27 protein-coding genes and 4 tRNA genes are annotated in these 26,169 nt (G+C 71.0%); 18 read left to right on the forward strand and 13 right to left on the reverse strand.

The genetic code is table 11. The features are described from left to right. The first annotated feature begins 6 nt into the window (after positions 1-6). On the forward strand, positions 7-882 hold the full coding sequence (gene rfbA, locus ACFWGD_RS07235; protein ID WP_377777935.1) for a glucose-1-phosphate thymidylyltransferase RfbA: 876 nt from the start codon (positions 7-9) through the stop codon (positions 880-882). An 8-nt stretch (positions 883-890) separates the two neighbouring features. Here rfbA and ACFWGD_RS07240 read toward each other — a convergent pair whose 3' ends face one another. Further along, positions 891-1,352, reverse strand: coding sequence for a hypothetical protein (locus tag ACFWGD_RS07240; protein WP_377777937.1), 462 nt, complete (start codon positions 1,350-1,352; stop codon positions 891-893). Positions 1,353-1,395: 43 nt separating this feature from the next. Here ACFWGD_RS07240 and ACFWGD_RS07245 point away from each other — a divergent pair, with 43 nt between their 5' ends. Further along, complete coding sequence (locus ACFWGD_RS07245) at positions 1,396-1,797, forward strand: DUF4229 domain-containing protein (RefSeq protein ID WP_377777938.1); 402 nt, start codon at positions 1,396-1,398, stop codon at positions 1,795-1,797. A 33-nt stretch (positions 1,798-1,830) separates the two neighbouring features. On the opposite strand, the gene ACFWGD_RS07250 is transcribed toward ACFWGD_RS07245, so the two are convergent. After that, positions 1,831-2,736 (reverse strand): 1,4-dihydroxy-2-naphthoate polyprenyltransferase, encoded by a 906-nt coding sequence (locus tag ACFWGD_RS07250; RefSeq protein ID WP_377777939.1) that lies wholly within the window; start codon positions 2,734-2,736, stop codon positions 1,831-1,833. Next, positions 2,733-3,995, reverse strand: a complete 1,263-nt coding sequence (gene menE / locus ACFWGD_RS07255) for an o-succinylbenzoate--CoA ligase (RefSeq protein ID WP_377777940.1) — start codon at positions 3,993-3,995, stop codon at positions 2,733-2,735. The genes ACFWGD_RS07250 and menE overlap by 4 nt, the downstream gene beginning before the upstream one ends. Before the next feature lie 195 nt (positions 3,996-4,190). Between menE and ACFWGD_RS07260 the strand changes: the two genes are divergently transcribed. After that, positions 4,191-5,069, forward strand: a complete 879-nt coding sequence (locus ACFWGD_RS07260) for a trypsin-like serine protease (RefSeq protein WP_377777941.1) — start codon at positions 4,191-4,193, stop codon at positions 5,067-5,069. A gap of 408 nt (positions 5,070-5,477) precedes the next feature. After that, a complete protein-coding gene (locus tag ACFWGD_RS07265; RefSeq protein ID WP_377777943.1) occupies positions 5,478-6,293 on the forward strand; it encodes a trypsin-like serine protease in 816 nt (271 codons plus the stop codon). A gap of 79 nt (positions 6,294-6,372) precedes the next feature. On the opposite strand, the gene ACFWGD_RS07270 is transcribed toward ACFWGD_RS07265, so the two are convergent. Next, the gene (locus ACFWGD_RS07270; protein WP_377777944.1) at positions 6,373-7,347 is read right to left on the reverse strand and encodes a 1,4-dihydroxy-2-naphthoyl-CoA synthase; all 975 of its coding nucleotides are present in this window, start codon (positions 7,345-7,347) and stop codon (positions 6,373-6,375) included. A 38-nt stretch (positions 7,348-7,385) separates the two neighbouring features. Between ACFWGD_RS07270 and ACFWGD_RS07275 the strand changes: the two genes are divergently transcribed. Further along, complete coding sequence (locus ACFWGD_RS07275) at positions 7,386-8,444, forward strand: o-succinylbenzoate synthase (protein WP_377777946.1); 1,059 nt, start codon at positions 7,386-7,388, stop codon at positions 8,442-8,444. A gap of 7 nt (positions 8,445-8,451) precedes the next feature. Here ACFWGD_RS07275 and ACFWGD_RS07280 read toward each other — a convergent pair whose 3' ends face one another. Next, positions 8,452-9,399, reverse strand: coding sequence for a hypothetical protein (locus tag ACFWGD_RS07280; RefSeq protein WP_377777947.1), 948 nt, complete (start codon positions 9,397-9,399; stop codon positions 8,452-8,454). Positions 9,400-9,690: 291 nt separating this feature from the next. On the opposite strand from ACFWGD_RS07280, the gene menD reads away from it, so the two are divergent. From menD to ACFWGD_RS07300, 4 genes are read left to right on the forward strand one after another with little or no spacing between them, the layout of a single operon-like run. After that, positions 9,691-11,397 carry a 2-succinyl-5-enolpyruvyl-6-hydroxy-3-cyclohexene-1-carboxylic-acid synthase gene (menD, locus tag ACFWGD_RS07285; RefSeq protein WP_377777993.1) on the forward strand — a complete coding sequence of 569 codons (1,707 nt, stop codon included), beginning with the start codon at positions 9,691-9,693 and terminating at the stop codon, positions 11,395-11,397. After that, positions 11,398-11,910: a DUF3592 domain-containing protein gene (locus ACFWGD_RS07290; protein ID WP_377777948.1), complete on the forward strand. Its 513-nt coding sequence runs from the start codon at positions 11,398-11,400 to the stop codon at positions 11,908-11,910. 11 nt (positions 11,911-11,921) lie between these two features. Continuing rightward, on the forward strand, positions 11,922-13,076 hold the full coding sequence (locus tag ACFWGD_RS07295) for a glycosyltransferase family 4 protein (protein ID WP_377777949.1): 1,155 nt from the start codon (positions 11,922-11,924) through the stop codon (positions 13,074-13,076). A gap of 9 nt (positions 13,077-13,085) precedes the next feature. Further along, a complete protein-coding gene (locus ACFWGD_RS07300; protein WP_377777950.1) occupies positions 13,086-13,775 on the forward strand; it encodes a demethylmenaquinone methyltransferase in 690 nt (229 codons plus the stop codon). Positions 13,776-13,831: 56 nt separating this feature from the next. Here ACFWGD_RS07300 and ACFWGD_RS07305 read toward each other — a convergent pair whose 3' ends face one another. From ACFWGD_RS07305 to ACFWGD_RS07340, 8 genes are all read right to left on the reverse strand, one after another. Beyond that, a complete protein-coding gene (locus tag ACFWGD_RS07305) occupies positions 13,832-14,197 on the reverse strand; it encodes a rhodanese-like domain-containing protein (RefSeq protein WP_377777951.1) in 366 nt (121 codons plus the stop codon). An 86-nt stretch (positions 14,198-14,283) separates the two neighbouring features. Next, positions 14,284-15,102: an ABC transporter ATP-binding protein gene (locus tag ACFWGD_RS07310; protein WP_377777952.1), complete on the reverse strand. Its 819-nt coding sequence runs from the start codon at positions 15,100-15,102 to the stop codon at positions 14,284-14,286. Beyond that, positions 15,095-15,859 carry an ABC transporter permease gene (locus ACFWGD_RS07315; protein ID WP_377777994.1) on the reverse strand — a complete coding sequence of 255 codons (765 nt, stop codon included), beginning with the start codon at positions 15,857-15,859 and terminating at the stop codon, positions 15,095-15,097. The genes ACFWGD_RS07310 and ACFWGD_RS07315 overlap by 8 nt, the downstream gene beginning before the upstream one ends. A 197-nt stretch (positions 15,860-16,056) precedes the next feature. Next, positions 16,057-17,337, reverse strand: coding sequence for an ABC transporter substrate-binding protein (locus ACFWGD_RS07320; RefSeq protein WP_377777953.1), 1,281 nt, complete (start codon positions 17,335-17,337; stop codon positions 16,057-16,059). Next, the gene (locus ACFWGD_RS07325; protein ID WP_377777954.1) at positions 17,337-17,900 is read right to left on the reverse strand and encodes a flavin reductase family protein; all 564 of its coding nucleotides are present in this window, start codon (positions 17,898-17,900) and stop codon (positions 17,337-17,339) included. Before ACFWGD_RS07325 ends, ACFWGD_RS07320 begins: the two co-directional genes overlap by 1 nt. Positions 17,901-18,007: 107 nt before the next feature. Continuing rightward, positions 18,008-19,078, reverse strand: coding sequence for an acyl-CoA dehydrogenase (locus ACFWGD_RS07330; RefSeq protein WP_377777955.1), 1,071 nt, complete (start codon positions 19,076-19,078; stop codon positions 18,008-18,010). A gap of 22 nt (positions 19,079-19,100) precedes the next feature. Then, positions 19,101-19,643, reverse strand: coding sequence for an OsmC family protein (locus ACFWGD_RS07335; protein WP_377777956.1), 543 nt, complete (start codon positions 19,641-19,643; stop codon positions 19,101-19,103). 286 nt (positions 19,644-19,929) lie between these two features. After that, positions 19,930-21,210 (reverse strand): geranylgeranyl reductase family protein, encoded by a 1,281-nt coding sequence (locus ACFWGD_RS07340; protein ID WP_377777957.1) that lies wholly within the window; start codon positions 21,208-21,210, stop codon positions 19,930-19,932. 191 nt (positions 21,211-21,401) lie between these two features. On the opposite strand from ACFWGD_RS07340, the gene ACFWGD_RS07345 reads away from it, so the two are divergent. The 9 genes from ACFWGD_RS07345 to rplA all read left to right on the forward strand — a co-directional run bounded on the left by ACFWGD_RS07345 (position 21,402) and on the right by rplA (position 26,152). Beyond that, positions 21,402-22,451 carry a polyprenyl synthetase family protein gene (locus ACFWGD_RS07345; protein WP_377777958.1) on the forward strand — a complete coding sequence of 350 codons (1,050 nt, stop codon included), beginning with the start codon at positions 21,402-21,404 and terminating at the stop codon, positions 22,449-22,451. A gap of 70 nt (positions 22,452-22,521) precedes the next feature. After that, a tRNA-Tyr gene (locus tag ACFWGD_RS07350) sits at positions 22,522-22,603 on the forward strand. Between the two features lie 256 nt (positions 22,604-22,859). Then, a tRNA-Thr gene (locus ACFWGD_RS07355) sits at positions 22,860-22,935 on the forward strand. A 53-nt stretch (positions 22,936-22,988) separates the two neighbouring features. After that, a tRNA-Met gene (locus tag ACFWGD_RS07360) sits at positions 22,989-23,062 on the forward strand. 76 nt (positions 23,063-23,138) lie between these two features. Next, positions 23,139-23,211 (forward strand) — tRNA-Trp (locus ACFWGD_RS07365). Between the two features lie 38 nt (positions 23,212-23,249). Continuing rightward, entirely contained in the window at positions 23,250-23,561 is a 312-nt protein-coding gene (gene secE / locus ACFWGD_RS07370) for a preprotein translocase subunit SecE (RefSeq protein ID WP_377777959.1), read from the forward strand. A 172-nt stretch (positions 23,562-23,733) separates the two neighbouring features. After that, positions 23,734-24,699 carry a transcription termination/antitermination protein NusG gene (gene nusG / locus ACFWGD_RS07375; RefSeq protein WP_377777961.1) on the forward strand — a complete coding sequence of 322 codons (966 nt, stop codon included), beginning with the start codon at positions 23,734-23,736 and terminating at the stop codon, positions 24,697-24,699. 226 nt (positions 24,700-24,925) lie between these two features. Then, the gene (rplK, locus tag ACFWGD_RS07380; protein ID WP_377777962.1) at positions 24,926-25,363 is read left to right on the forward strand and encodes a 50S ribosomal protein L11; all 438 of its coding nucleotides are present in this window, start codon (positions 24,926-24,928) and stop codon (positions 25,361-25,363) included. A 72-nt stretch (positions 25,364-25,435) separates the two neighbouring features. Then, the gene (gene rplA / locus ACFWGD_RS07385; protein WP_377777963.1) at positions 25,436-26,152 is read left to right on the forward strand and encodes a 50S ribosomal protein L1; all 717 of its coding nucleotides are present in this window, start codon (positions 25,436-25,438) and stop codon (positions 26,150-26,152) included. Positions 26,153-26,169: the final 17 nt, after the last annotated feature.

Genomic DNA, 26,169 nt, shown 5'->3' on the forward strand with positions numbered 1-26,169 from the left:
GCGGCCATGAAGGGCATCATCCTGGCGGGCGGCACGGGGTCGCGGCTGTGGCCGATCACGCGGGCGGTGAGCAAGCAGCTCGTGCCCGTCTACGACAAGCCGATGATCTACTACCCGCTGTGCACGCTGATGCTGGCGGGGGTGCGGGACATTTTGATCATCACGACGCCCGAGGATGCGCCGCAGTTCACGCGCTTGCTTGGCGACGGCTCCCGCTTCGGCGTCAACCTCACCTACGCCGAGCAGGATGAGCCGCGGGGGCTGGCGGAGGCGTTCCTCATCGGCGCCGACCACATCGGCGATGAGCCCGTGGCGCTGGTGCTGGGCGACAACATCTTCTACGGCGCCGGCCTGGGCACGCAGCTGCGGCGCTTCCGCGAGCCCGCGGGCGGGGCGATCTTCGCGTACTGGGTCGCCGACCCGACGGCGTACGGCGTCGTCGACTTCGATGAATCGGGGATGGCGACGGGCCTGCAGGAAAAGCCGGACAACCCACGGTCGAATTTCGCGGTGCCGGGGCTGTATTTCTACGACTCCGACGTCGTGGACATCGCCCGTGGCCTGGAGCCGTCGGCGCGCGGCGAGCTGGAGATCACCGACATCAACCGCGCCTACCTGGAGCAGGGCCGCCTGAAGGTGGAGATCCTGCCGCGCGGCACCGCCTGGCTGGATACCGGCACCGTGGACATGCTCATGGCCGCCGGCGATTTCGTGCGGACCATCGAGCAGCGCCAGGGCCTGAAGATCGGCTGCCCCGAGGAAGTCGCGTGGCGCATGGGCTGGCTTTCCGACGACGACCTCGAGCAGCGGGGCCGCGACCTGGAAAAGTCCGGCTACGGCGAATACCTGCTGCAGCTGCTCAAGCGCGGAAAGAACGTGTAGGGCGCGGGCTACCGGTTGCCGGGGTTGGTGCCGTCGGGACCGTCGGGGCCGCCGGGGTTGTTGCCGCCGGGATTGGTCTCGCCGTGGCCTTCATCGTTGCGGCCGGTGCTTTCACCGTTGCCCATGTCGGTGCCCTTGCTATTGCCCTCGCTGCCGCCAGCCCTGCGGCGGCGCTCCTCGTCGAGCCGGGCCCGCTCGCGCTCGGCTTCCGCGGCGCGCTCGCGGGCGCGGCGTTCGTCGAAACGCTGCTTTTCCAGGCGCCAGAGGAAGTCTTCGTCATCATCCGGGCCCTTGATGCGCGGCTGGCCCAGGTCGGCCCGCGGCCCGCGGTTCATGCGGCCGGTTCCCAGCGCCCCCGGCGCGGCCATGCCGCTGCGCCCGGCGCCCTTGCCCCACGTGCCGGGGCCGAAAGCGCGCCACACCAGCACGATGACCACGATGATGAGGATCAGAATCAACAAACGGCCCACCTGGCACCTCCTACGTAAACCCAGGATACGTAGAGTGTCTCATGTGAGTGACAACGCGAAGCAGACCCCCGGTGCCCTTGGCGACGCCGATGCAGCCGGTGCCGCCGGTGCCACGGCGGCCGGACGCGGTCGGGTCCCGGATGAAAACGCCCACCGCGAACAGCGCAACCGCGCCTTCAAGGACGTCTTCTGGTACGGACTGGCCCGGTTGGCGCTGTTCCTGGTCGTGTTCGCCGTGCTCGTCGGCGTGATCGTGCTGTTCGAGATCCAGATCCCGCTGGCCATCCTCGCCGTCCTGGCGCTGATCGTGGCCATGCCGGCGTCGGTGTTCCTGTTCCCGACGCTGCGCACCCGCGCCAACGAGGGCGTCTCCGTGTGGGACGCCAACCGCCGCGAGCACAAGAAGTACGTCCGCGAGCAGCTCGCCCAGCGCGAGACCGAATAGCGGAAGACTGGGTGGCGCGAGACCGAACGGCGCCTAACCCAGCGCGAGCGCCAGCGCCGTGACCACGGCCCACAGCAGCATGGCCCGGCCCGCCATCCCCAGCACGGGGATAAGGGCCGGGCCCTTCGCGTTGCCGGTCACCGGCCGCGAGGCGATGAAAACCAGCGGCGCGGCGACGAGGCCGGCCAGCGCCCACGGCGTCGCGAACGCCAGCGCCACCGACGCGACCAGGGGAGTGCACGCCAGCGCGACCCACGCCGTGCGGGTGCCGGCGTCGCCGAGGCGCACCGCCAGCGTCACCTTCCCGGCTTCCGTGTCGGAGGGGATGTCGCGCAGGTTGTTGGCCAGGTTCACCGACGCCGAAATCGCGCCGACGGCCACCGCCGCCACAACGCCCGGCCAGCTGATCCGCCCGGACTGCGAGAACTCGGTGCCCAGCACGGCGACGAGCCCGAAGAAGACGAACACCGCCACCTCGCCGAGCCCGCGGTACCCGTAGGGGTTGTCGCCGCCGGTGTAGAACCACGCCCCGGCGATGCACGCGACGCCGACGAGCACCAGCCACCACGCGCTGAGCAGCGCCAGCACCAGGCCGGCCACGCCCGCGACGCCGAAGGCGGCGAACGCGGCGGCCTTGACCCGCTTCGGCGGCACCAGCCCCGACCCGGTCAAGCGCAGCGGCCCGGACCGGTCGTCGTCGGTGCCGCGCACGCCGTCGGAGTAGTCGTTGGCGTAGTTCACGCCGACGATCAGGGCCCACGCCACCACCAGCGCGAGGGCCGCCCGGCCCCACAGCACGTCGGAGTGGTGGGCGGCCGCGCCGACGCCGGCGACGACGGGCGCGAACGCGTTGGCCCACGTGTGGGGCCGGGCCCCTTCGAGCCAGTCGGCGATGGTCGCGGGTCGGTCTGCGGGGCGGGGGGTGGTGCGGGCGGTCATTCGGACATCATCCCCCATCGCGCCGCGAGGGTCCCGGCCAGCCCCGCCCGGTCCAGCTTTCCGCTGGGCAGGGTGGGCAGTTGCTTGACGACGTACACCGCCCTCGGCACCTCATGCTTCCCCAGCAAAGGGGCCACGCGCTCGCGGATGTTTTCCCCGGCGTGATCGCCGACCCTGCCATCGGCCTGATCTCCCGTCACCGTCACCGCCGCGACGACTGCGCGGCCGAGCTCCGGATCGGGCACGCCGACGACGGCGGCATCGGCGACGCCGTCGAGCGACGCCAGCGCATCCTCGATGGGGCCGGGCAGGAACTTCAGGCCGCCGGAGATGATGACGTCGTCCATCCGGCCCAAAACGGTCACGGCCATCGCGCCGTCGCCGGTCGCCATGATGCGGCCGGCATCGGAGGTGCGGAACACGCCCGCGCCATCCTCGGCGCCGGGCCGCAGATCTGCGCTAACCTCCGTCGACTCCGCGTTGCGGTAGCCGCGCGAGACCATCGGCCCGGAGATGATGATGCGCCCCGACCCGTCCCCGCCGCCGTCGTCCCCGATGGTCACCTCGGCGCCGTCGAGGGGCACGCCGTCGTAGGCGATGCCGCCGGAGGTCTCCGACGATCCGTAGCTGGTCACCGCAGTGATCCCCGCCGCCCGCGCCCGCGCCAGCAGCTCCGGCGCCGTCGCCTGGCCGCCGACGAGCACCCCGTCGAGGGACGCCAGCGCCTCCGTGGCCGCCGGATCGTCGAGGATGCGGCGCAACTGCAGCGGCACCACCGACGTGTACCGCCGCCGCCCCGTCATCTCCCCGATGGCGGCGGCGAAGGCGGCTGGGCGGAAGCCGTCGTCAAGCTCCATGGCGACGGGGACCTCGCCCGCCCGCAGCGTCCGCAGCAGCACCTGCAGCCCCGCAATGTGCGCCGGGGGAGTGGCCAGCAACCACTGGCCCGGGCCACCCAGGCGCGCATGGGTCGCGTCGATCGAGGCGCGCAGATTCGCCCCCGTGAGCATCGCCCCCTTCGGCGTGCCCGTCGACCCGGACGTGCAGGCGACCAGCGCGACGTCCGCGGCGATCGGCTCGCCCGCGCGCTGGGTGCGGGCCAGCAGCCCCGCGCGCGCGGGATCGTCGGCGGGGACGGGCAACAGACTACGGCGCCCATCCAGCGCAGCGGCCAGCGCGGGGACCTCGGCCAGGCACCGGGGGCCCGGCCACAGGGGCAACGGTTCCAGCACATGCGTAACAAGTTCGGGGGAGTCCACGATTGTCAGGGTATGCGGCGGCCCCCTCGCGGGGCGCGCCGCCACGGGGTAGCTTCCCCGGTGAATATGGTTCCCCGTCTTCACTTTCGGGACGGGGGCCCATATGCTCGATCCGATCTCGAATTCCGGCGAATTCGCCCGGGGCCCGGCCCCCGAAAGACCCGGCCCCCGAATAACCAGAACAAAGGAAAACGCATGCTCCGTCGCGCCACCACGTCCGTCATCGCGGCCGCCGCCCTCATCGGCGTCGCCGCCGCCCCCGCCAACGCCCTGGTGTTCGGCACCAACGATGGCCCGGAGCAGGAGCGCAGCTCGGTCGTGCGCATCCACATGCTCGCCGACGGCGGCGTCGCCGAGTGCACCGGCACCGCCGTCGCCCCGCAGTGGGTGCTCACCGCCCAGCACTGCATCGAGGGCCTGGCCACCGACGACCAGGGCCGCATCTCCGGCTCCGTCACCACCGGCGAGGGCGCCCTGGGCTCCGAGACCGTGAGCACCTACCGGGTCAACGCCGTGGAGAACGCCCTGCAGGCCAATGGCGCCAATGGCGACGTCGCCCTGGTCCACGTCACCGAGCCGATGGACGCCGCCATCGCCGGCATCAACTTCGCCGAGCTCTCCAACGGCACCGAGGCCAGCGCCTACGGCTGGTCGACCCTGGGCTCGGGCGCCACCGGCACCCTGCCGCGCACCACCGTCACCGTGCAGGGCCAGGACACCCACCCGCTGTACGAGGCCAGCACCGCCTACGTGACCTCCTCCGTCCGCCCGGCCCAGCTGCAGCAGGGCGACTCCGGCGGACCGATCTTCGTCGACGGCAAGGTCGCCGGCGTCCTGTCCGTGGGCATCGGGTCGATCTTCAACCCGGTCATGATCTCCGGCACCTACATGCACGCCAAGATGGCCGGCCTCGAGGGCTGGGTCGACGGCGTCCTGGGGTCCAACCCCGACGCCCCCGCCGGTGAGCTCCCCGAGATCCCGTCCGGCGGCGCCGGCTCCCTGATCCCGCAGCTGCCGGTCATCCCGGGCTCGTCGAACATCATCGACATCGTCGGCGGCGCCGGCTCGCTGTAAGCGCTCCGCGCCCGTCACCGACGAGCGTTCCATCCCCCGTCCCACACCCGTGGGGCGGGGGATTTTTCATGCTCGGACGGGACAGGGACGGGGACGGCGCCGTGTGGACGGAAAAATGCACATGACATGAATAGTACAAGGTGAGGGCTATATGGGCCGGTAAACGTAATATTGACCCTGGTATTTTCGTTGCGGGGGACTTATTCTCGGACGGGTCGTGATGAGTTCGTTATCGAACCGTATCGATAGAGATACACGCCGGACGTAACGTCCCCGGTCGCAACAGCGATCGAGGATTTTGCTCCGGAGCGGCCATCGCGATGCGGCCGGTCACCCCGGCCGTCCACGTCCACGCAACCCGGATGGGGCGAGCGCCCCTCCAGAACAGGAACCCCCATGCTTCGCAGAATGGCCACCACGGCCATCGCCACGGCCGCCGTGCTCTCGGCGACCGCGGCACCCGCTTCCGCTCTCGTCGGAGGCGCTTTCGCGGACGACGCCAACGTGCCGGCGGCCGAGAAGGACGCCGTCGTCCGCGTCCACCTGCTCACGGACAAGAACATGATCTCCGAGTGCACCGGCACCGCCATCAGCCCGGAATGGGTGCTCACGGCGCAGCACTGCCTCCAGGGATTCGCCGGCGGCGGAGAGGTCATCGTCGGGCAGGGCGAGGGGACGACCTTCCAGGTCAACTACGTCGAATCGGCCCCGTCCGGCGACGTGGCCATGGTGCACGTCACCGGCGACATGGGGCTGAGCTCCTATCCCGAGATCAACTTCGGCGCCGTCGAGCCCGGCGCCCGGGCGCGCGGGTACGGATGGTCCTCGCTCGGCGACGGCAAGTCCGGCCGCCTGCCCACCCTGGACCTGACGGTCAAGCAGCAGGCCCGGAATCCCCAGTACCCCGATTCCGAGGCCTACCTGACCACCTCCACGCTGCCGGCCCGCCTGCAGCAGGGCGATTCCGGCGGCCCGCTGTTCGTCGACGGCTGGATCGCCGGCGTGCTGTCCCTGGGCGTCAGCGACAGCTGGGTGCCGGTGGAGTACTCCGGCGCGTACATGCACGCCAAGGCCGAGGGCCAGGAGCAGTGGATCCGCGGCCTGATGGGCACCTCGCGCAACGAGGCCCCGGAGAAGGTCCCGTCGGATGAGCCGATCACCCAGGTGCCGCTGCCGGAGCTGCCGAACGACGGCGAGATCGTCGAGATCATCGGCAAGCGCTGACGCAGGGCGGGGCCTGCTTTGCGACGGCGCTGCTCGACGACGGCGCTGACCGTCGTAAAGCAGCCCGTAAAGCAGCCCGTCAGTAATAGAAGGGGAAGTCGTCCCAATCCGGGTCGCGCTTTTCCAGGAACGCGTTCTTGCCCTCGACGGCCTCGTCGGTCATGTACGCCAGGCGGGTGGCCTCGCCGGCGAAAACCTGCTGGCCCATGAGGCCGTCGTCGGTGAGGTTGAAGGCGAACTTCAGCATCCGCTGCGCCGTCGGCGACTTGCCGTTGATGGCGCGGCCCCACTCCACCGCGACGTCCTCGAGCTCGGCGTGGTCGACGACCTCGTTGACGGCGCCCATGCGGTGCATCGCCTCGGCGTCGTACGGGCGGCCGAGGAAGAAGATCTCGCGCGCGAACTTCTGGCCCACCTGCTTGGCCAGGTACGCCGAGCCGTAGCCCGCGTCGAACGAGCCCACGTCGGCGTCGGTCTGCTTGAAGCGGGCGTGCTCGCGCGACGCCAGCGTCAGGTCCGCGACGACGTGCAGCGAATGCCCGCCGCCTGCCGCCCACCCGTTGACCACCGCGATGACCACCTTCGGCATCGTGCGGATCAGCCGCTGCACCTCCAGGATGTGCAGCCGCCCGCCCTCGACCTTCACGCGCGCCTCGTCGACGGAATCGGCGGTGGCGCCCTCCACGTCCGAATCGTGCGACGTCGCGTACTGGTAGCCCGACCGCCCGCGGATGCGCTGGTCGCCGCCGGAGCAGAACGCCCAGCCGCCGTCCTTCGGCGACGGCCCGTTGCCCGTCAGCAGCACCACGCCCACGTCCGGAGTGCGCCGCGCGTGATCCAGCGCCCGGTACAGCTCGTCGACGGTGTGCGGGCGGAAGGCGTTGCGCACCTCCGGGCGGTCGAACGCGATGCGCACGATGCCGTTGGCCCGGCCCTCGCCCGCGTGGCGGTGGTACGTGATGTCGGTGAGGTCCCCGAACCCGTCGACCACCTTCCACTCGTCGGGGCGGAAGGGGTTGGCTGCGGTGTCGTTCTGATCCTTGGAGTCGGTCATGGTCCCAGGTTATCGGGTCGCCGTGGCACGATGGGCCCATGTCCCGGCCCGGCCTCCCAGAACTCCCCGCCCTTCCCGACCTCCTCGACCGCGCCCACGTGGTCGCCCTGCCGCTGCGCACGCGCTTCCGCGGCGTCGACGTGCGCGAGGCCATGCTTTTCGACGCCCCCGGCGGCTGGGTCGAGTGGTCCCCCTTCCCGGAATACGGGGCCGAGGAGGCGTCGCGGTGGCTGCGCTGCACGCTGGAAATGGGGTGGGGCGCCCCGCCCGCCCCGCTCGTCGATTCGGTGGAGGTCAACGCGACCATCCCGGCGGTGGACGTTGCGGAGGATGGGGAGGCCGTCGCAAAGCTGCTGGAACGCTACCCGGGCTGCACGACCGTGAAGGTCAAGGTGGCCGAGAAGGGGCAGGCGTTGGCCGATGACGTCGCGCGCGTGGCGGCCGTGCGCGAGTGGTTCGCCGGCCGGCACATCGTCCCGCGCGTGCGCGTCGACGCCAACGGCGGTTGGACGCCCGCCGAGGCCGTCGACGCCATCGCCGCGCTGACCCGCGGCGGCCCCCTCGATTACGTCGAGCAGCCGTGCCGCACCGTCGACGAGCTCGCCGAGGTCCGCCGCACCCTCCAGCGCTCCGGGATTTTCGCGCGCATCGCCGCCGACGAGCTGATCCGGAAGGCCGACGACCCCCTCGCCGTGGTCCGCGCCGGCGCCTGCGACGTCGCCGTGGTCAAGGCCGCCCCGCTCGGCGGCGTCGGCGCCGTGGCCGAGGTCGCCGCGGAGATCGGCCGCCTCGGCGTGCCCGTCACCGTCTCGTCGGCCCTGGAAACCGCGGTCGGCATGGGCGCGGGCCTGCGGGCGGTCGCCGCGCTGCCGCTGCTTCACGACGACGACGGCACACCCGTCCACCCCAACGCCGCCGGCCTGGCCACGGGCTCGTTGTTCGAGGTCGACGTCGCGCAGCGGCCCATCGTCGACGGGCGCATCGCCGTGGGACCCGTCACGCCGGATGCGGCGGTGCTCGACGAATGCGCCGCCCCCGCCGAACGCCGCGACTGGTGGCACCTCCGCCTCGAATCGGCGCTGGGGGTGCTGGGCTGAGCAGCGCTCACCACATCGTCTCCGCCAGCGACGGGTGCCACGCCCACACCGGCTGATCGTCGCCGCGCAATTCGTCGGGCGTGCGGAGGCGGCGGTGGGACCGTCGAAAAGCAATCGTGTCCTCGATCTGATCGAGCACGTGGTCGAGCGCGAAATCGATGCACGAATCCGTGTACCGCAACGGCGCCCAGCCGCGGCGGAAAGCGTCGTTGGACTTCCAGCGGTCGACGATGAACGTCCGATCCGACGCGTGCTCGCCCTGCGCCGCGTGGAACGCATAGCTGTCGACGTCGACCGCCGTGCGGCCATCGGCGATCACCGCATCCCACGTGAACGGGCCGATCCGCTGATTGAGCACCGCGTGGATGCCGCGGCCGCGCAGCCCGTGGAGCAGGCGGCGCTCGTAACTGCTCGCCGCGCCCGTCAGGGCTGCCCCGGCGAGGGCGCGGATCCTGCCGGCGTCGACCTTGCCCAGATCGCGCAGGTCCCGCTCGAGCTCGTCATTGCCGCGAACGCCCGCATACTCGCGGGCCAGGAAACCGCGGATCTCGGCGTCGGGGCGGTCGAGGAGATCGGCGGCCGTCGCGACGGGCGTGGTCACCCGCAGGCCGCCCACCGTGCGGAATGCCCCGACGCGGGATTGGCGCAGTTGGAGAAGGCGGGAGCCGTGGGCTGAATCGTTCCTTCCCACGCGGCCCTGCGCAGGCCATGTGAGCGGCCCCCACCCGTAAATGTGCGCGGCCGTCGGCCCCGAGAACACCATCCGGGGGCGCGCCCACGACAATGCCCGGAGCGCGGCGAGGGCGTCGGGTCGGCGAGAGGAATACAGGCCTCGGTCGATGCGGAACAGCAGGCCCGCCTCGACGAACTGGCCGATGGCCTTCTGCGTGCAACCGGCGTCCTTCAACTGTGCCGTCGTCCAGAACTCCCGGTGCCCGAGCGTCGATGGATCCATGATTCCCCCGTCAATCCCCGCCCGCAGGCGGTCCGTCGGTGACGGAACCCCCTCCGAACTCCGTCCCGGCGCACCCTAATGGCGAAACACGGCGCTCGCACCGCGTGACCGCGGGGTGAGTGGCGCTAACTGCCGACGCTTCCGCGATTTCGTTGCATGAAAACCCGGAAGCGTCGGCAGTTAGTGCCGTTCATGTCGGGGTTTGGGGTGGGGAGAGGGGTTTCAGGGTGCGGGGCGGCGCCGGGCACCTCGAATCGGCGCCGGGGGTGCTCCACTAACCTGGTGGGCGTGATGGACGGCAACGGGAATGACAGGAATGCGGCGCCTTCGGAGGTCGCGGCGGGGCTCATCGTCGACGAGCTCATCCGCTGCGGCGCCCGCGAGGCCGTGGTGTGCCCCGGTTCGCGGTCGGCGCCGCTGGCCCGCGCCCTGTTGTCGGCCGAGCGCGCCGGGCGCCTGCGCCTGCACGTCCGCGCCGATGAGCGCTCCGCCGCGTTCCTCGCCCTCGGCCTGGCGGCGGCGACGGGTGCGGTGACGCCGGTCGCGGTGACGTCGGGCACGGCGGTGGCGAATCTGCTGCCGGCGATGGTGGAGGCGACGTATTCGGGTGTGCCGCTGATGGCGCTGACGGCGGATCGCCCGGCGTCGTACCGGGGCACGGGCGCGAATCAGACGATCGTCCAGGACAGGCTTTTCGACGACGCCAGCGTCTCCGAGGTCGACGTCGACGGCACGGCGCCGATCGGCGAGTCCGGCGCGGCGGCGCTGCGCGCACGGGTCGATCGGATCGTCGCGGCGGCGACGGCGCCGGGGCGCGGCGGCGCGGTGCATCTCAACGTCCGGTTGGTCGAGCCGCTGGTCCCCGACGAGGAGCGCCTGCCGCAGCTGCCGGAGGGCCGCGGCGATGGGCCGTGGACGCAGGTGCTGCACATGTCCGGGGCGGTGTCGGGGAACCGGAGCGTCGCAAAGCTCGACCTGGGGAAGAACACCCTGGTCATTGCCGGTTCCGGTGCGCCGGATCTGCCGGGGCTGGCGGCGGTGCCGACCATCGCGGAGCCCAACGCGCCCGCGCCGGAGACGCCGGTGCACCCGCTGGCGGCGGCGACGTTCGCCCGCGACGAGTGCCGTCCCGGGCAGATCGTGGTGCTGGGGCGGCCGACGCTGCACAGGGGCGTCGCAAAGCTGCTGGCCGACCCGCGCATCGACGTCACCGTCGTCGCGGCGGGGGAGGAGTACCCCGACGTCAGCGCCAACGCGCGGCGCGTGGTCGCGGCGGTCGAGCCCGTCGGCGAGCCGGGCGAGGCGTGGCTGGAGATCTGCGAGGCGGCGTCCGAGCTGGCGGCGTCGGCGGTGCGCGACGTGCTGGCGGCGCACGAGCCGCTGACCGGCCTGCATGTGGCGGCGGCGGTGTCCGACAGTCTGCGCACCGGCGAGCAACTGGTCCTCGGGGCGTCGAACCCGGTGCGCGACGCGTCGTGGGCGGGGCTGCCGTTCCCCGGCGTCGACGTCCACGCCGGCCGCGGCGCCGCGGGCATCGACGGCACGGTGGCCACCGCCATCGGCGTCGCGCTGGCCCGCGATCGCGCGCACGCCGACGAGATCCGCCCGCCGCGCACCCTCGCGCTGATGGGCGACCTGACCTTCCTCCACGACGCCGGCGCGCTGAACATCGGCCCGGGCGAGCCGCGCCCGGAGTCGCTGACCATAGTGGTGGCCAACGATTCCGGCGGCGGCATCTTCGAGACCCTCGAGGCCGGCGCGCCCGCGTTGCGCGGCAGCTTCGAGAGGGTCTTCGGCACCCCGCACGCCGTCGACATCGCGGCCCTGTGCGATGCCTACGGTGCCGCCCACGAGGAGGTTTCCGACCTGCGCGATCTGCTCGCCGTCCTGCACCCCGACACCGACGTCGAGGGGATCCGGGTCGTCGAGGTCGCGACGTCGCGGGCGGGGCGCAGGGAGCTTCACGACGCCCTGGCGCGGAAGGCTGCGCTGGGATAGATGTCAGCGACGCCGAACGACACCGCCCGCCGGACCCCCGGCGCCCATCCGGGATGGCCGCGCCGTCTGCGGCAGCTGATCCTGTTCCTTCTCATCTGCTTGTTCGTCGTGTGCGCGGGGCTGGTGTTCGGGGCGTGGTCGGATGATCGAGCGATCGAGTCGGACACCGGGCGGGCGGTGGCGTCGGTGCGCCACGTCGGGGCGCTGCGCACGGCCGTGGACTTCACCGACGAGACCGGCGAGTTCCGGTCGCCGCCGACGGGCCTGCTCTATCCGGTGGGCCTGGAGGAGGGGCAGCGCGTGCGCGTGGAGTACGACCGAGCCGAACCCGAGCGGGTGCGCGTCGAGGGGCGCGGGTGGACGCTGTCGCTGATCCCGGCGCTGAGCATCCTCGTCGTCGGCCTGCTCGTCGCGGCGCCGCTGTGGTGGCTGAGCATTCGCGCCACCCGACGTTCACTTGAAGATCCGGCAACCGTTACCCCGGTGACACCACGAGGTGAGGTGGGGATGTGATGGTGGAGCGCATGCGAGTTGCGATTGTCGCGGAGAGCTTCCTCCCCAACATCAATGGCGTGACCAATTCGGTCCTCCGGGTGCTCGAGTACCTGGACGACCACGGCCACGAGGCGCTGGTGATCGCGCCGGGGGCGCGGCCGTTCCAGGAGGAGCAGGAGACGTACCGGGGGTTCCGCATCGAGCGGGTGCCCACGGTCATGGTCCCCATGGTCGATTCGCTGCCCATCGGTGTGCCGGAGGCGCGGATGGCCGCGATCCTGGCCAAGTTCAAGCCGGACGTCGTCCACCTGGCCTCGCCGTTCGTCCTTGGCGCGGCGGGCGCCTTCACCGCCAAGACCCTGCGCATCCCGGCGGTGGCGGTGTACCAGACCGACGTCGCGGGCTTCGCCAAGAACTACAAGCTGGCGGGGCTGTCGACGGCGGCCTGGGCCTGGACCCGGGTGATCCACAACGCCTGTGCACGGACGCTGGCGCCGTCGTCGCCGACCATCGCCGACCTGGACCGCCACCGCATCCGCAACGTGCGCAAGTGGGGCCGCGGCGTCGACGCCGTCCGCTTCCACCCCTCCAAACGCTCGGCGGCGCTGCGCAAGATGTGGAGCCCCGAGGGCAAGCCCATCGTCGGCTACGTCGGCCGGTTGGCGGCGGAGAAGTCCGTCGAGCGGCTGGCGGCCCTGTCGGAGCGCGGCGACGTGCAGGTGGTCATCGTCGGCGATGGCCCGGAGCGCGCGGAGCTGCAGGCGCTCATGCCCAACGCGGTGTTCACCGGCCAGCTCACCGGCGACGATCTGCCGCGGGCCTTCGCCAGCCTCGACCTGTTCGTCCACACCGGCGACTTCGAGACGTTCTGCCAGGCCGTCCAGGAGGCCCACGCCTCGGGCGTGCCCGCCATCGCCCCGAACGCCGGCGGCCCCCGCGACCTGATCACGCCGGGCGTCAACGGCGATCTGCTCGCCCCGGAGACGTTCGTCGCGGATCTGGGCGCGGCCGTCGACAAGCTCGTGTTCCCCGGCGATCCGCGGGCCGCCGAAGCCATGCGGGGAGTGTGCCGCGACACCGTCCGCGAGCGCACCTGGTCCGCCCTGTGCGACCAGCTCATGGGCCACTACGCGGCGGTCAGCGGCGTGCACCCGGGTTCGCGGCGGCGCAGCGCGGCAGCGTAGCCTGGCGGGGTGGCTAGGGCAGATCTGGGCAAGGACCCCCGCGACGTCGCGACGATGTTCGACGGCGTCGGCAAGAATTACGACATCACCAACACGGTGCTTTCCGCCGGCATCGACGCGCATTGGCGCCGCGAGACCGGGCGCCGCCTGGACCTCGCGCCCGGCGAGCTCGTCCTCGACCTCGCGGCCGGCACCGCCGTGTCCACCGTCGAGCTGTCGAAGTCCGGCGCGACCGTCATCGCCTGCGACTTTTCGCGCGGCATGCTCAAGGCCGGCGCGCACCGCGACGTGCCCAAGGTCTGCGGCGACGGCATGGAACTGCCGTTTCCCGACGACACCTTCGACGCCGTGACCATCAGCTTCGGCCTGCGCAACATCCACGACTTCCGCGCCGGGCTGCGCGAGATGGCCCGCGTCACCCGCCCCGGCGGCCGCCTGACGGTGTGCGAGTTCTCCACGCCGACCGTGCCCGTGTTCAGCACGGTGTACAAGGAGTACCTCATGCGCGCCCTGCCGGCGGTGGCCAAGGCGGTGTCGTCCAACCCGGACGCCTACGTCTACCTGGCCGAGTCCATCCGCGCCTGGCCCGCCCAGGAGGAGCTCGCCCGCGCCATCAACCGCAGCGGCTGGACCGACTGCGGCTGGCGCAACATGACCGGCGGCATCGCCGCGCTGCACTCGGCGGTGAAGCCGGCGTAGGTCCGGCTGCTGCTTCGCGGGTCTTGCTTTGCGACGACCCGCCGCACACCCCGCAGCTACTGCTCCAGCGTGTGGCCCGCGCGCTCCCAGGCGACGGTGCCGCCGTCGAGGGAGTTGAGCACGTCGAGTTCGGCGAGCTTCGGCTCGTCGGCGAATGCCGGCGCCCCGACGAGTTCGTCGGCGACGCGGCGGCTGGTGTGGCCCCTCATGCAGACGAGGGCGATGGCGGGGGCGGCGGCATCGTCGTCAAGCAAGGCGACCAGCTGCGCGGGGTCGGCCTTGAGCTGATTGGCGGGGATGTTCACCGCGCCGGGGATGTGGCCCTCGGCGAAGTCCTCCGCGCCGCGGATGTCCACGAGCGCGCAGCCGCTCGCGATGAGATTGTCCAGCTGGTCGGGGGAAACGTCGACGACGGTGGTCATGGCAGGGCCTTTCGGGGCGGAAGGGGAGGGCTCGGGGAGAACGCAGTACGAGCGCGGCACGGGCACCGGCGCGTGAGCACGAGGCTCTACGTCAGCGACCTGATCAGGGTGCGCTTGAGTGCAATGTACTCGGGGTCGAGCTCGACGTCTTCGGCGCGGCGGGGGCGGGCGAAGGGGACCTCGATGTCGTGGATGATCCGCGCGGGCGATCCGCCGCCGAGGACGATGATCCGGTCGGAGAGCAGGAGGGCTTCGTCGACGTCGTGGGTGACCATCAGCACGGTGCGGCGGTCGGTTTCCCAGATGTCCAGGAGCTGCTGCTGCAGCGACAGGCGGGTCAGGGCATCGAGGGCGCCGAAGGGCTCGTCGAGGAGCAGGACCTTCGGGTGGATGGCGAAGGCGCGGGCGATGCCGACGCGCTGCTGCATGCCGCCGGACAGCTCGCCGGGCTTGCGGTCGACGGCGTGGTCGAGGTGGACCATGGACAGGTAGTGGCGGGCGATGTCGTCGCGCTCGGCGTCGGAAAGCTCGGGGCGGGAGCTGCGCAGGGCGAACTTCACGTTGTCCAGGGCGGTCATCCAGGGCAGCAGGACGTGCTGCTGGAACACCATGCCGCGGTCGGGGCCGGGCTCGTCGATGGCCTCGCCGCCCAGCGAGATGCCGCCGGCGGTGGGGCGCGACAGGCCGGCCGCCATGGTCAGCAGCGTCGACTTGCCGCAGCCGGACGGGCCGAGGACGGTGACGAACTGGCCGTGCGCCAGGTCGAGGTCGATGCCGTCGAGGACGACGGTGTCGGGGGCGCCGCGGCGCTTGGCGGGGTAGGCCTTCACCACGCCGCGGAAGCTGAGGTAGCGGGCGTCGGACTCGTCGACCGCCTGGCCGGGCTGCTCGATGACGTCAGGCACTGGGGACCACCTTCTGGATGTTGGAGACGATCTGGTCGAGGACGAAGCCCACCGCGCCGATGATGACGATGGCCACGACGATGGCGGCGATGTCGAGGCGGTTCCACATGTTCCACACGAAGTAGCCCATGCCGCGCCCGCCGACGAGCATCTCGGCGGCGATGATGACCAGCCACGCGGTCGACAGCGACAGGCGCATGCCGGTGACGATCGACGGCAGCGTCGCGGGCAGCAGGATGTGGCGGAAGGTGTCGCGGCGGTTGGTGCCCAGGGTCCGCGCCAGGTCGCGGTACAGGGGGTTGATGCCCATGACGCCGGAGATGGTCTGCAGCAGCATCGGCCACAGGGCGGACATGATGATCACGAACAGCGCCGTGTTCTCCGAGTCCCGCAGCAGCGCCAGGCCGATGGGCAGCCACGCAAGCGGAGACACGGGCCGCAGGATCTGCACCAGCGGCTCGAGGCCCCAGCGCAGCGGCGTGATCATGCCCAGCAGGAACCCGACGGGGATGGCGATGGCCGCGGCGATGGCGAAGCCGAGCAGCACGCGCCACAGGCTGGCCATCAGGTGCCAGAAGATGCCGACGCTCGACGGCCCGTCCCGGTAGAACGGGTCGGCGAGGATCTCCGTGCCGCGCGCCCACACGTCGGCGGGCCCGGGCGCCAGGCCGGTGAGCAGGCCGGCGGAGATCGCGACCTGCCACAGGCCGATGATCACGGCCATGCACGCCACGAACACCGCCGCGCCCTTGAGCATCGGCGAGCGCAGGGTATCCCGCAGGGCGGTGGAGGCCTGCTTGCTTGACGACGTCCCCTCCTCCCCACCTCCGCCCGCGCCGGAGGCAGTGGCGGGCGAACCTGAGTTGCCGGAACGAGAGGCGGGGGATTGTCCGTCGTCAAGCGAACCGGCGCCGGGGGAGGAGGCGCGCTGGCCCGTGATGGTGGTGGCGTCGCTCATCGGGCGATCTCCTTGTCGGTCCAGGCCCACGGGTCCGCGGCGTCGAAGCGGCGGCCGTTGACCTCGAAGGTGTCGGGGGCGGTGCGGGGCGGTGCGGCGGTGGCGGACTCGGGGGAGTCGACCGAGGCCAGTGCGTCGGCGGCGCCGGAGACGTCGAAGACGTCCTCGACGGCGCGGCGCAGGCCGGCGGTGTCGCCGTGGTCGGCGATGTCGCCGAGGCCCCAGCGGGAGAGCTGGGTGCCAATCCACATTCCGGCGGGCACCTCCGGCATGGGCCGGAAGCTGACGCGCTTGGCGGCGACGGCCGGGTCGACGGGCTCGCGGCCCGCGCCGGCGGCGACGGAGCCGGTGAGCACGGACTTGAGCAGCGCCGGGTCCTGGTTGAGGTACTTCTCCGGGGCGAGGACGTCGCCGATGTCGTGGCGGTGGTTCGGGTCGTCGCACCACAGCGCCGATTCGGCGACGGCGGCGGCCAGCGCCCGGTAGGTGGCCGGGTTTTCGGCGGCCCAGTCGGCGTTGGCGGCGAGGCTGCAGCAGGGGTGGCCGTCCCACATGTCGCCGGTGAGGCGGTGCAGGTGGCCGTGGCCGGCGGTGATGGACCGCTGGTTGAACGGGCCGGGGCCGAGGAAGCCGTCGATGTTGTCGGTGGCCAGGTTGGCCACCATGTCGGCGGGCCGCATCAGCCGCAGCTGCACGTCGCGGTCGGGGTCGAGGCCGCCGGAGGTGAGGTAGTCGCGCAGCAGCAGGTTGTGGATGGAGAAATCGAAGGGCACGCCGAGCGTGAAACCCTCCATGTCCTCCGGCTTTGCGACGCCCATGTGCTTGTTCGCCAGCGTCAGCCCCTGGCCGTTGGTGTTGGCGATGACGGCCAGCTTCGTCGGCGTCGCGCGGGTAGCCAGGCCATGGTGGATGGCCAGGGGCATCGGCGCGAGCATGTGGGCGACGTGGAGCTCGCCGGAGGCGTAGGCGCTCCACACTTCGGCCCAGCCGGCGAACTTCTTCAGGGTGACGTTGAGGCCGTGCTTGGCGAAGATCCCACGGGCTTCCGCGGCGATGATCGGCGAGGAGCACGTGATGGGCAGGAAACCGATGGTGACGTCGGTGAGCGTGCCCGAGTCACCGGCGGAGCCGGTGGAGTCGGGGGATTCCGTGCCTCCCGTGCCTCCCGTGCCTTCCCGGTTTCCCTGTGCCGGTGCATCGGAGCAGGCCGCCAGCGCGCCGCCCAGCAATGCTCCGGCCCCGAGGCCCAGCGCCCGGCGGCGGCTGACGGCCCGCATCAGTGGCCCTCGGCGGCGGCGAGCGCCCAATCGTGCATCTGGCCGGCGTGGTAGAGCAGGGGCTTGTTGCCGGAGCGGTGCACCTCGTTGACGCGGGCGAGCAGGATCAGGTGGTCGCCGCCGTCGTAGATGCGGTGGATGTGGGTGCTCAGCCACGCCGCGGAATCGTCGATGAGGGGGATGTCGTTGGGGCCGGAGGAGTGGCCGACGCCGGCGAAACGGTCCTCGTTGCGGCCGGCGAAGCGGAAGGCCACGTGGGCCTGGTCGCTGGCCAGGACGTTGACGCCCATCGGGGTGCCCACGCGGAAGGCGGGCAGGCTGCGGGCGCGCTTGTCCACGCACACGAGGATCAGCGGCGGCTCGATGGACACCGACGTGAAGGAGCTGACGGTCATGCCGACCTTCGACCCGTCCGGGCCGAGAGCCGTGATGACGGTGACGCCCGACGGGAACGCGCCGGCGGTGTCGCGCAGCGTGCGGCCGTCGACCTGGTCGCCGCGGGTCCAATCGCCGGTCATGCCGTCGTCCTGGATGTGCGGGCGTGCGGAAGCGTCGGTGGTCATCATGGCGTTCCTTCCGGTAGGTGAAGGTGGAGGTGGCTCGACGTTGAGCCGGTCAGCGGGGCCCGTTCAGCGAAAGTCGCTCAACAGAGCCGTTCAAGCGGGCTCGTTCAGCGCTCGCACTGGGAGAGCTCCCAGCGCAGCTGGCCCTCGGACGGCGACTGGACGGGGATGAAGGCGGCCTCGCGGAAGCGGCGGGAGGAGTCCGAGCGGTGGGCGTAGCCGCGGCCGCCGGCGCAGCGCAGCTCGAGGGCCGCGGCGGCGGTGGCGACCTCGGCGGCGGCCAGGCGCATGGACAGCAGCTCGGAGCGCTCGAAGGCGACGCCCGGGCCGGTCTTCTCGGCGACGGACTCGACCATGGAGCGGACCAGGGCCAGGGAGCCGCGGGTGCGGTCAATCTCCGGGGCGAACACGGCGTTGGTGCCCAGCGAACCGCGGTCGGCGGCGGCCAGGGACGCCTCGGCCAGGCCGACGCACATCGCGGACTGCAGCGCCAGGAAGGTGGGGCGGCAGGCGGCGAGGAAGTTCTCGAAGTCGGTGGTCAGCACCTGGTCGGCGGAGATGCGCACGCCCTCGAACTTGACGTAGGACGACGCGGTGGAATCCAGCGCCATCAGGCTGAACTGGTTGCCGGCGGTGATGCCCGGGGTCGACAGCGGCAGCGCGACCAGCAGGCGGTCGCCGTTGGTGGCGCGCGCCGCGGTGACCATGATCGACTCGTCGTAGAGGTTCGACGCCCACTTCAGCGAACCGTCGAGGACGTACTCGGAGCCGTCGTCGGAGGGGGTGGCGGTCAGGTCGAGGCTGCCGCACCCGGCGGCCTCGCGGAACGCCGAGGCCATGCCGGTGATGCCCGGGGTGGAACCGTCGAGCAGGCCCGGCAGCACCGAGTTGGCGTAGGCGGTGTCCGCCAGCGTCAGGTACTCGATGGTCATGCGGTGGGCCCACAGGCCGAAGGCCGACGACATGCACCGCGACGCCAGGGCCCGCACGGCGGCGACCATGTCGGGCAGGCGGCCGCCGGCGTTGCGCGGCGCACCGAGGCCCAGCAGCTGCTCGGAGCCGAGCAGCGGCAGGACGAAGCGGGCCTCGCCCTCGCCGTTGTCGAGCGCATTGGCGCGCTCGGCGACCTGCTCGAGGATGGTGGCCGGGATGGTGGCGGGTGCGGTGGTGGTGGTCATCGGTGTTCGGGTTCCTTCGGCTTTACTTTTCGACGGTGGTGGTGTGGTGCACCGCGACCGGGTTGGTCATGGTGGCGACGACCGGCGACCAGCGCATGGCGGTGTCGGCGATGGCCTTGAGGGTGTCCTCGTCGGCGCCCTCGGCGGCCAGCGTGATGTCGATGCGGATGTCGGTGAAGCCGAGGACCTTGTCGGGGTCGGTGTCGCCGACGCCCCACACGGCGGAGATGTCGATGTCGCCTTCCATCGCCAGCTCGATCTTGTCCAGGGCGATGCCCTGCTTGGTGGCGTTGGCCTGCAGGCCGACGGAGATGCAGGAGCCCAGGGCGGCGAGGACGACCTCGGAGGGGTTGGCGGCGACGTTGTCGCCGAGCAGGCCGCAGGGCTCGGAGACGACGACGTCGGCGGTGTCGCGCACGGAGGTGACGTTGCGGAAGCCGGCTTCGCAGCGGGTGACCGTGGTCAGGACCTTGCGGCCCTTGGACGGGTCGGTCTTGTTGGTCTCGGCGAGGTTGTTCAGGCCCTCGGCGTCGATGCCCTCGAGCTTGGCGGAAACGGAAGTCATTTTGCGGTCCCTTCTTCGGAAAAGCTGTGCATTTCCGGGATGCCGCGTCGGCGGTTCCCGGTCCGCCGCACATGACACCACTTGCTAGACAAAGTTGTCTATCCCCGAGGTGGTGTGATCTAAAACTCAGTGCCGGGTCGCCGCAGGTCGATGCCGGGGCGCGCGATTCGATTCACGGTGAATCAAACGCGGGGCCAGGGCCGCTCCCACGATTCACGGTGAATCGAAGTGCCGTTGTATTCGGGCGGGAGTTGCTGGATCGGCGCCGGCTGCTGGTTTCGGCCCGTCAGCTCCAGGGCGGTCGCGAATCGATGGCGAGGGACGCCCGGCCGGCCGTGCGCCAGAGGCGGGCGGTGAGGTCGCGGTCGGCGGGGGTGACCAGGTTGCCCATGAGGCGCGCGGCGGCGCCCATCACCGCGCCGCCCCAGGGCGCGCCGAGGGTGAGCGGGCCGCCGGCGGGCAGTAGCCACGGCACGGTCAGGCCCGCGGCCAGGCGGCGGGCCAGGGAAAACGCCTCGCCGTAGTGCTCGCGCAGCATCGCCGGCCAGGAATGGGTGAGGCCGTCGGGGTCGCCGGCGACGTCGCACATGAGGCCCACGGCGAGCCGCGCCGACTCCATGCCGTAGTCGATGCCCTCGCCGTTGAGGGGGTTGACCAGCGCCGCGGCGTCGCCGAGCAGCGCCCAGTTGGGGCCGGCGACGTGGCTGACCGCGCCGCCCATCGGCAGCAGCGCCGAGGTCACCGACTTCGGCCGCCCCAGCTCCCACTCGTCGCGGACCTGCCCGGCGTAGTGGTGCAGCAGCTTCTTCACGTTGACCTTCGCCGGCCGCGCCGACGTCGCCAGCGCGCCGCAGCCGAGGTTCACGCGGCCCTCGCCGAGCGGGAAGATCCAGCCGTAGCCGGGCTGCACCGCCCCGTCGGCGTCGCGCAGCTCCAGGTGGGAATGGATCCACTCCTCGTCGCGGCCGGCGTCGCAATACGAGCGGGCGGCCACGCCGAACACGGAGTCCCTGTGCCACTGCCGCCCCAGCTGCTTTCCGACGGGACTGCGCACGCCGTCGGCGACGAGGAGCCAACGGCAGGAGATGCGGTGGGCCGAACCGTCGTCAAGCACAACCGACACGGCCGCGACCGAGCGGCCCGGGCCCCGCTCCACCGACGTCACCGGGCAGCCGTCGAGCAGGCGCGCCCCGCAGGCGACGGCATGATCGGCGACCATCGCGTCGAACACGGTGCGGGGCACCGCCGAGCCCGCCGCGGGGAACTCGCCCTCCGGCCACGGGGCGGTGATCGACCCGCCGAAACCGTGGAGCTTCAGGCCGCGGTTGCGGGTGCGGGACAGGACCCGGTCGGCCAGGCTCAGGCGGCCGAGCTCCGCGATGGCGCGGGGAGTGAGCCCATCGCCGCAGGTCTTGTCGCGGGGAAACGTCTGCGCGTCGACCATCACGACGTCGAGGCCCCGGTTGGCCGCATGCGCCGCCGCGGCCGCGCCCGTCGGGCCCGCGCCGACGACGACCACATCGGCGCTGGACGGGACGTGATGGCGATTCGGCGACTGGGCGGTCATGGTCCCCAAGGCTATACGGGGCGGGGGAGCGCGGACCCCGGGGCCGGATGATGGGAATGGGCGCCGGTGGATTACGGTATGTTCGGCATATCCACAGGTTCGCCACGGGCACTCCCCGCGGGCGAGCAGGCATGGCGGCGATCGAACCAGACGATCCGACCACGACGATCCGAGCAAAAGGCGGGACCCGAATGCGTAACGGCGCAACCAGCGTTTCCGACGCACCGAGCATCCAGCGGACCGGCGGCGAACGCGTCGCCAGCGTCGACCTCGGCGACCCCGAGCTGGAGCGCGCGGTCACCGGGGGCATGCGCGCCAGCGAGACGCTGCTCATCGACGAGCTGAGCCGGGGCGAGGAGTTCCTGGTCGAGCACGTGCGCCACCTCGCCGACGCCGGCGGCAAGCGGTTCCGTCCCATGTTCGCCATGCTCTCGGCCCAGTTCGGGCCGCGGCCGGAGTCCGAGGACGTGGTCACCGCCGCCACCGTCATCGAGATGACGCACCTGGCCACGCTCTACCACGACGACGTCATGGACGAGGCCGACATGCGCCGCGGCGTCGAGTCCGCCAATTCGCGCTGGTCGAACTCGGTGGCCATCCTGTCCGGCGACTATCTCTTCGCCACCGCCTCGCGCCTGCTCGCCCGCCTGGGCACCGACACCGTCGCGCACTTCGCCCGCACCTTCGGCGACCTGGTCACCGGCCAGATGCGCGAGTCCATCGGCTGCCCCGACGGCGCCGACGAGGTCGAGCACTACCTGCAGGTCATCCGCGAGAAGACGGGCGTGCTCATCGCGTCGTCCGGGTACCTCGGCGCGCTGCACGCCGGTGCGGACGAGGAGACCGTCGAGGCGCTGTCGCGCTACGGCGGCCTGGTGGGCCTGGTGTTCCAGATCGTCGACGACATCATTGACATCGCCTCCGATTCGGCGCAGTCCGGCAAGACCCCGGGCACGGACCTCAAGGAGGGCGTGTTCACTCTGCCGGTGCTCTACGCGCTGCGCGAGGAGGGCCCCGTCGGCGATCGCCTGCGCGAGATCCTCGACGGCCCCGTCACCGACGACGCCCTGCTGGCCGAGGCCCTCGACCTCCTCGAGCGCTCCTCCGGCCCGTCGCGCGCCCTCGGCCTGGTCCGCGAGCTCATGGCCGAGGCGGAATCCGTCATCGCCGGCCTGCCCGACATCCCCGCCAAGGCCGCCCTGCGCCGCGTGGCCGACTACACCGTCCAGCGGGTCGGATAGTTCCCTGCCTGCGGATTTGGTGCCCCGCGAGGGTTCTGGGTAGCATTCCATTCGCACCCACGGGGTGTACGCCAGATTGCCCGAGCGGCCAAAGGGAGCGGATTGTAAATCCGTCGGCTTTGCCTACGTTGGTTCGAATCCATCATCTGGCACAGATCACCGGGGCCCGGATCGTGAAAGCGATCCGGGCCCCGGTTTTTCGTATCTGGCTTGGCGACGTCGGGGAGGGGCCGTCGCAAAGCAAAGGGGAGGGGCGGAAGAGCCCGGGATTGCGGTGTTGGATGAGCCCGTAATTGCCGTGCTGCCTGCGGATTTGTGTATGCCAGCGGGGTCGGGTTAGTCTTTCTCTCGGCTTCGCAGGGAGCGCCCGAGGGTCCACAAGACCGCAAGCGCGAACTTTGATGCCATGCCCCCTTAGCTCAGTCGGCAGAGCGTTTCCATGGTAAGGAAAAGGTCGACAGTTCGATTCTGTCAGGGGGCTCCATTCTTTTGTCCGGCACCCGTTTTTGAGCGGGCCGCTGGCGCGGAAGAATTTGGGGCGATGTAGCTCAGATGGTGAGAGCGCACGACTCATAATCGTGAGGTCGGGGGTTCGATCCCCCCCATCGCTACTGGTGACCACGTTCACCATCCCCGATTAGCCCGCGTGCTAGGGTGGGAAACCGTCGCACGGACTTCGCGCGACGAAGGGGCGTAGCTCAATTGGCAGAGCAGCGGTCTCCAAAACCGCAGGTTGCAGGTTCAAGTCCTGTCGCCCCTGCAATACCCCTTACGCCGGAAACCCCCTCGAGGAGAGACGTGGCCGAGGAAAAGAGCACCACCGCAGCAGCGCGGCCCACGGGCAAGCGCCAGGTCTCCGGTGCCACCACCGCTCCGGCGCGCGACAGCCGCCCCGTGAAGCGGAACGACGAGGAAAAGCTGGGCACCCGCAATCCCGTCACCTTCATCAAGCAGGTCATCGCCGAACTGCGCAAGGTCATCTGGCCCACGGGCAAGCAGATGGTGGTCTACACCATCGTCGTGCTCCTGTTCCTGGCGTTCATGGTCGCGCTCGTGTGGGGCGTCGACGCACTCGCCGGCATGGGCATTCAGGCGATCTTCAACGCGTAGGGTATGCTCGCGAGCAACGAAGCTACATCCCGCCACCGCACCACGCGGTAGGCGGGATTATCTTTTGCATTGCAGGGTCTTGACCAAGCTTGACCAAGCACGAGAACACGCACGAGAACAAGCACGGACGCGCGGGGCACGCCCCGGGCGCAGACTGGAAGGGTCGCACCGAATGAACGACGGTCAGAACATCTTCTCCGACGCCGAGGGCTCCACCGGGCCGATCGGCGACGCGATCATCGACGCCGCGAAGGAGGCCGCCGAGGCCGACGTCGACGCCGATGCCGCCGCCACCGCCGAGGGTGCGGGCCAGGACGCCGTCGAGGGCCTCGAGGGCGCCGGCGCGACGGGGGAGGCGGCCGAGGCCGTCGCCGAGGACGCCGAGGGCCAGGGCGTGGAAGAGCGTGCCGAGGGTGCCGAGGGCGAGTCTGCTGAGGGCGAGTCGGCCGAGGGGGCCGAGGGCGAGGCCGAAGAGGTCGACCCGGAGGCGGAGTACCGCCAGCGCCTGCGCGAGTTCCAGCGCGAGCTCAAGCGCCGCAAGGGCGACTGGTACATCATCCAGTGCTACTCGGGCTACGAGAACAAGGTGAAGACCAACCTGGAGATGCGCGCCCAGACCCTGGGCGTCGAGGAGCAGATCCACGAGGTCATCGTCCCCATCGAAGAGGTGCAGGAGCGCAAGGACGGCAAGCTCAAGACCGTCAAGCGCAAGCTGCTGCCGGGTTACGTGCTCGTGCGCATGTCCCTCGACGACCCGTCGTGGTCCGTCGTCCGCGACACCCCGGGCGTGACCTCCTTCGTCGGTTCCGAGGGCCACCCGACCCAGGTGAAGATCCGCGAGGTCGCCAAGTTCCTCATGCCCAAGGAGACCGTCACCGCCGACGCCGCCGAGGGCACCCAGCCGGGCGAGGCCGCCGAGCTGTCCGTCGCCTCCGCGCCGAAGGTCGAGGACGACAAGGTCGCCATCGATTACGAGGTCGGCGAGTCGGTCACCATCCTGTCCGGCCCGTTCGCCTCCGTCGCGGCCACCATCTCCGAGATCGACGCCTCCACCGGCCGCATCAAGGCCCTGGTGTCCATCTTCGGCCGCGAGACCCCGGTCGAGCTCGGCCTGGACGAGGTCGAGAAGCTCACCTAGGAGTTTCCTCCGGCAGTTGGCCGGAACAATCTCCGCAGACCGCCGCCCGCCGCGATTTTGGCGGGCGGCCCGCTGCAGGTAACGTCATTCGTCGCGCGCCAACTGGCGCGCGACGAATTTTTTCATCCCCGGTGGCTTGGCCGTGCGCGGCCGGCATCCGGACGGGTGGCCGCAGGCCCCGGCATCATGGCGGCGGCGAACCCGGTAACAAGGAAGAAGGTCCCCGATGCCTCCGAAGAAGAAGAAGATCCAGGCCGTCATCAAGCTGCAGATCCAGGCCGGCCAGGCCAACCCGGCCCCGCCGGTTGGCCCGGCCCTGGGCGCCCACGGCGTCAACATCATGGAGTTCTGCAAGGCGTACAACGCCGCCACGGAGAACCAGCGCGGCAACGTCATCCCGGTCGAGATCAACGTCTACGAGGACCGCTCGTTCGACTTCTCGCTGAAGACCCCGCCGGCCGCGAAGCTGCTGCTGAAGGCCGCCGGCCTGCAGAAGGGCTCCGGCGTCCCGCACACCGACAAGGTCGGCTCCGTGACCATGGACCAGTGCCGCGAGATCGCCGAGCAGAAGAAGCCGGACCTCAACGCCAACGACATCGAGGCCGGCGCGAAGATCATCGCCGGCACCGCCCGCTCCATGGGCATCGTCGTCGAGGGCAAGTAGTCCCATCCCGATAACCGTGGCAGGGCCCGCTCCGGCCCGCACCACGACTCCAACGACAAGATTGGAACCACAATGAGCAAGCAGTCCAAGGCTTACAAGGCCGCCGCCGAGAAGATCGACGCCGGTCGCCTTTACACCCCGATCGAGGCCACGAACCTGGTCAAGGAGACCTCCTCGCAGAAGTACGATGCTTCCGTGGACGTCGCCATCCGCCTGGGCGTCGACCCGCGCAAGGCCGACCAGCTGGTCCGCGGCACCGTCTCCCTGCCCAACGGCACGGGCAAGACCGTCCGCGTCGCCGTCTTCGCCGCCGGCGAGAACGCCACCAAGGCCGAGGAGGCCGGCGCCGACTTCGTGGGCACCGACGAGCTGATCGAGAAGATCCAGGGCGGCTGGACCGACTTCGACGTCGCCATCGCCACCCCGGACCAGATGGCCAAGGTCGGCCGCGTCGCGCGCGTCCTGGGCCCCCGCGGCCTGATGCCGAACCCGAAGACCGGCACCGTCACCGCCGACGTGGCCAAGGCCATCACCGAGGTCAAGGGCGGCAAGATCTCGTTCCGCGTCGACAAGGCGTCGAACCTGCACGCCCTGATCGGCAAGGCCTCCTTCACCGCCGAGCAGCTGGCCGAGAACTACGGCGCCCTGCTCGACGAGCTGCTGCGCCTGAAGCCGTCCGCGGCCAAGGGCAAGTACCTGAAGAAGATCACCCTGTCCTCCACCTCCGGCCCGGGCATCCAGGTCGATGCCTCCGTGGTGAAGAACTACGCGGGCAACGAGGACGCCTAAGTCCCCGGCGGGTGACC

Source organism: Corynebacterium sp. NPDC060344 (assembly GCF_042725215.1).
In the GTDB taxonomy this organism is placed as follows: Bacteria; Actinomycetota; Actinomycetes; order Mycobacteriales; family Mycobacteriaceae; genus Corynebacterium.

What these genes read in the sequence shown, in the direction of transcription:
- rfbA (WP_377777935.1), top strand. Translation starts at nt 7, where the DNA reads ATGAAGGGCATCATCCTGGCGGGCGGCACGGGGTCGCGGCTGTGGCCG.
- ACFWGD_RS07250 (WP_377777939.1), bottom strand. Translation starts at nt 2,736, where the DNA reads ATGACCGCCCGCACCACCCCCCGCCCCGCAGACCGACCCGCGACCATC.
- ACFWGD_RS07260 (WP_377777941.1), top strand. Translation starts at nt 4,191, where the DNA reads ATGCTCCGTCGCGCCACCACGTCCGTCATCGCGGCCGCCGCCCTCATC.
- ACFWGD_RS07265 (WP_377777943.1), top strand. Translation starts at nt 5,478, where the DNA reads ATGGCCACCACGGCCATCGCCACGGCCGCCGTGCTCTCGGCGACCGCG.
- ACFWGD_RS07270 (WP_377777944.1), bottom strand. Translation starts at nt 7,347, where the DNA reads ATGACCGACTCCAAGGATCAGAACGACACCGCAGCCAACCCCTTCCGC.
- ACFWGD_RS07275 (WP_377777946.1), top strand. Translation starts at nt 7,386, where the DNA reads ATGTCCCGGCCCGGCCTCCCAGAACTCCCCGCCCTTCCCGACCTCCTC.
- ACFWGD_RS07280 (WP_377777947.1), bottom strand. Translation starts at nt 9,399, where the DNA reads ATGGATCCATCGACGCTCGGGCACCGGGAGTTCTGGACGACGGCACAG.
- menD (WP_377777993.1), top strand. Translation starts at nt 9,691, where the DNA reads ATGGACGGCAACGGGAATGACAGGAATGCGGCGCCTTCGGAGGTCGCG.
- ACFWGD_RS07290 (WP_377777948.1), top strand. Translation starts at nt 11,398, where the DNA reads ATGTCAGCGACGCCGAACGACACCGCCCGCCGGACCCCCGGCGCCCAT.
- ACFWGD_RS07295 (WP_377777949.1), top strand. Translation starts at nt 11,922, where the DNA reads ATGCGAGTTGCGATTGTCGCGGAGAGCTTCCTCCCCAACATCAATGGC.
- ACFWGD_RS07305 (WP_377777951.1), bottom strand. Translation starts at nt 14,197, where the DNA reads ATGACCACCGTCGTCGACGTTTCCCCCGACCAGCTGGACAATCTCATC.
- ACFWGD_RS07315 (WP_377777994.1), bottom strand. Translation starts at nt 15,859, where the DNA reads ATGCTCAAGGGCGCGGCGGTGTTCGTGGCGTGCATGGCCGTGATCATC.
- ACFWGD_RS07320 (WP_377777953.1), bottom strand. Translation starts at nt 17,337, where the DNA reads ATGCGGGCCGTCAGCCGCCGCCGGGCGCTGGGCCTCGGGGCCGGAGCA.
- ACFWGD_RS07325 (WP_377777954.1), bottom strand. Translation starts at nt 17,900, where the DNA reads ATGACCACCGACGCTTCCGCACGCCCGCACATCCAGGACGACGGCATG.
- ACFWGD_RS07330 (WP_377777955.1), bottom strand. Translation starts at nt 19,078, where the DNA reads ATGACCACCACCACCGCACCCGCCACCATCCCGGCCACCATCCTCGAG.
- ACFWGD_RS07335 (WP_377777956.1), bottom strand. Translation starts at nt 19,643, where the DNA reads ATGACTTCCGTTTCCGCCAAGCTCGAGGGCATCGACGCCGAGGGCCTG.
- ACFWGD_RS07340 (WP_377777957.1), bottom strand. Translation starts at nt 21,210, where the DNA reads ATGACCGCCCAGTCGCCGAATCGCCATCACGTCCCGTCCAGCGCCGAT.
- ACFWGD_RS07345 (WP_377777958.1), top strand. Translation starts at nt 21,402, where the DNA reads ATGCGTAACGGCGCAACCAGCGTTTCCGACGCACCGAGCATCCAGCGG.
- nusG (WP_377777961.1), top strand. Translation starts at nt 23,734, where the DNA reads ATGAACGACGGTCAGAACATCTTCTCCGACGCCGAGGGCTCCACCGGG.
- rplK (WP_377777962.1), top strand. Translation starts at nt 24,926, where the DNA reads ATGCCTCCGAAGAAGAAGAAGATCCAGGCCGTCATCAAGCTGCAGATC.
- rplA (WP_377777963.1), top strand. Translation starts at nt 25,436, where the DNA reads ATGAGCAAGCAGTCCAAGGCTTACAAGGCCGCCGCCGAGAAGATCGAC.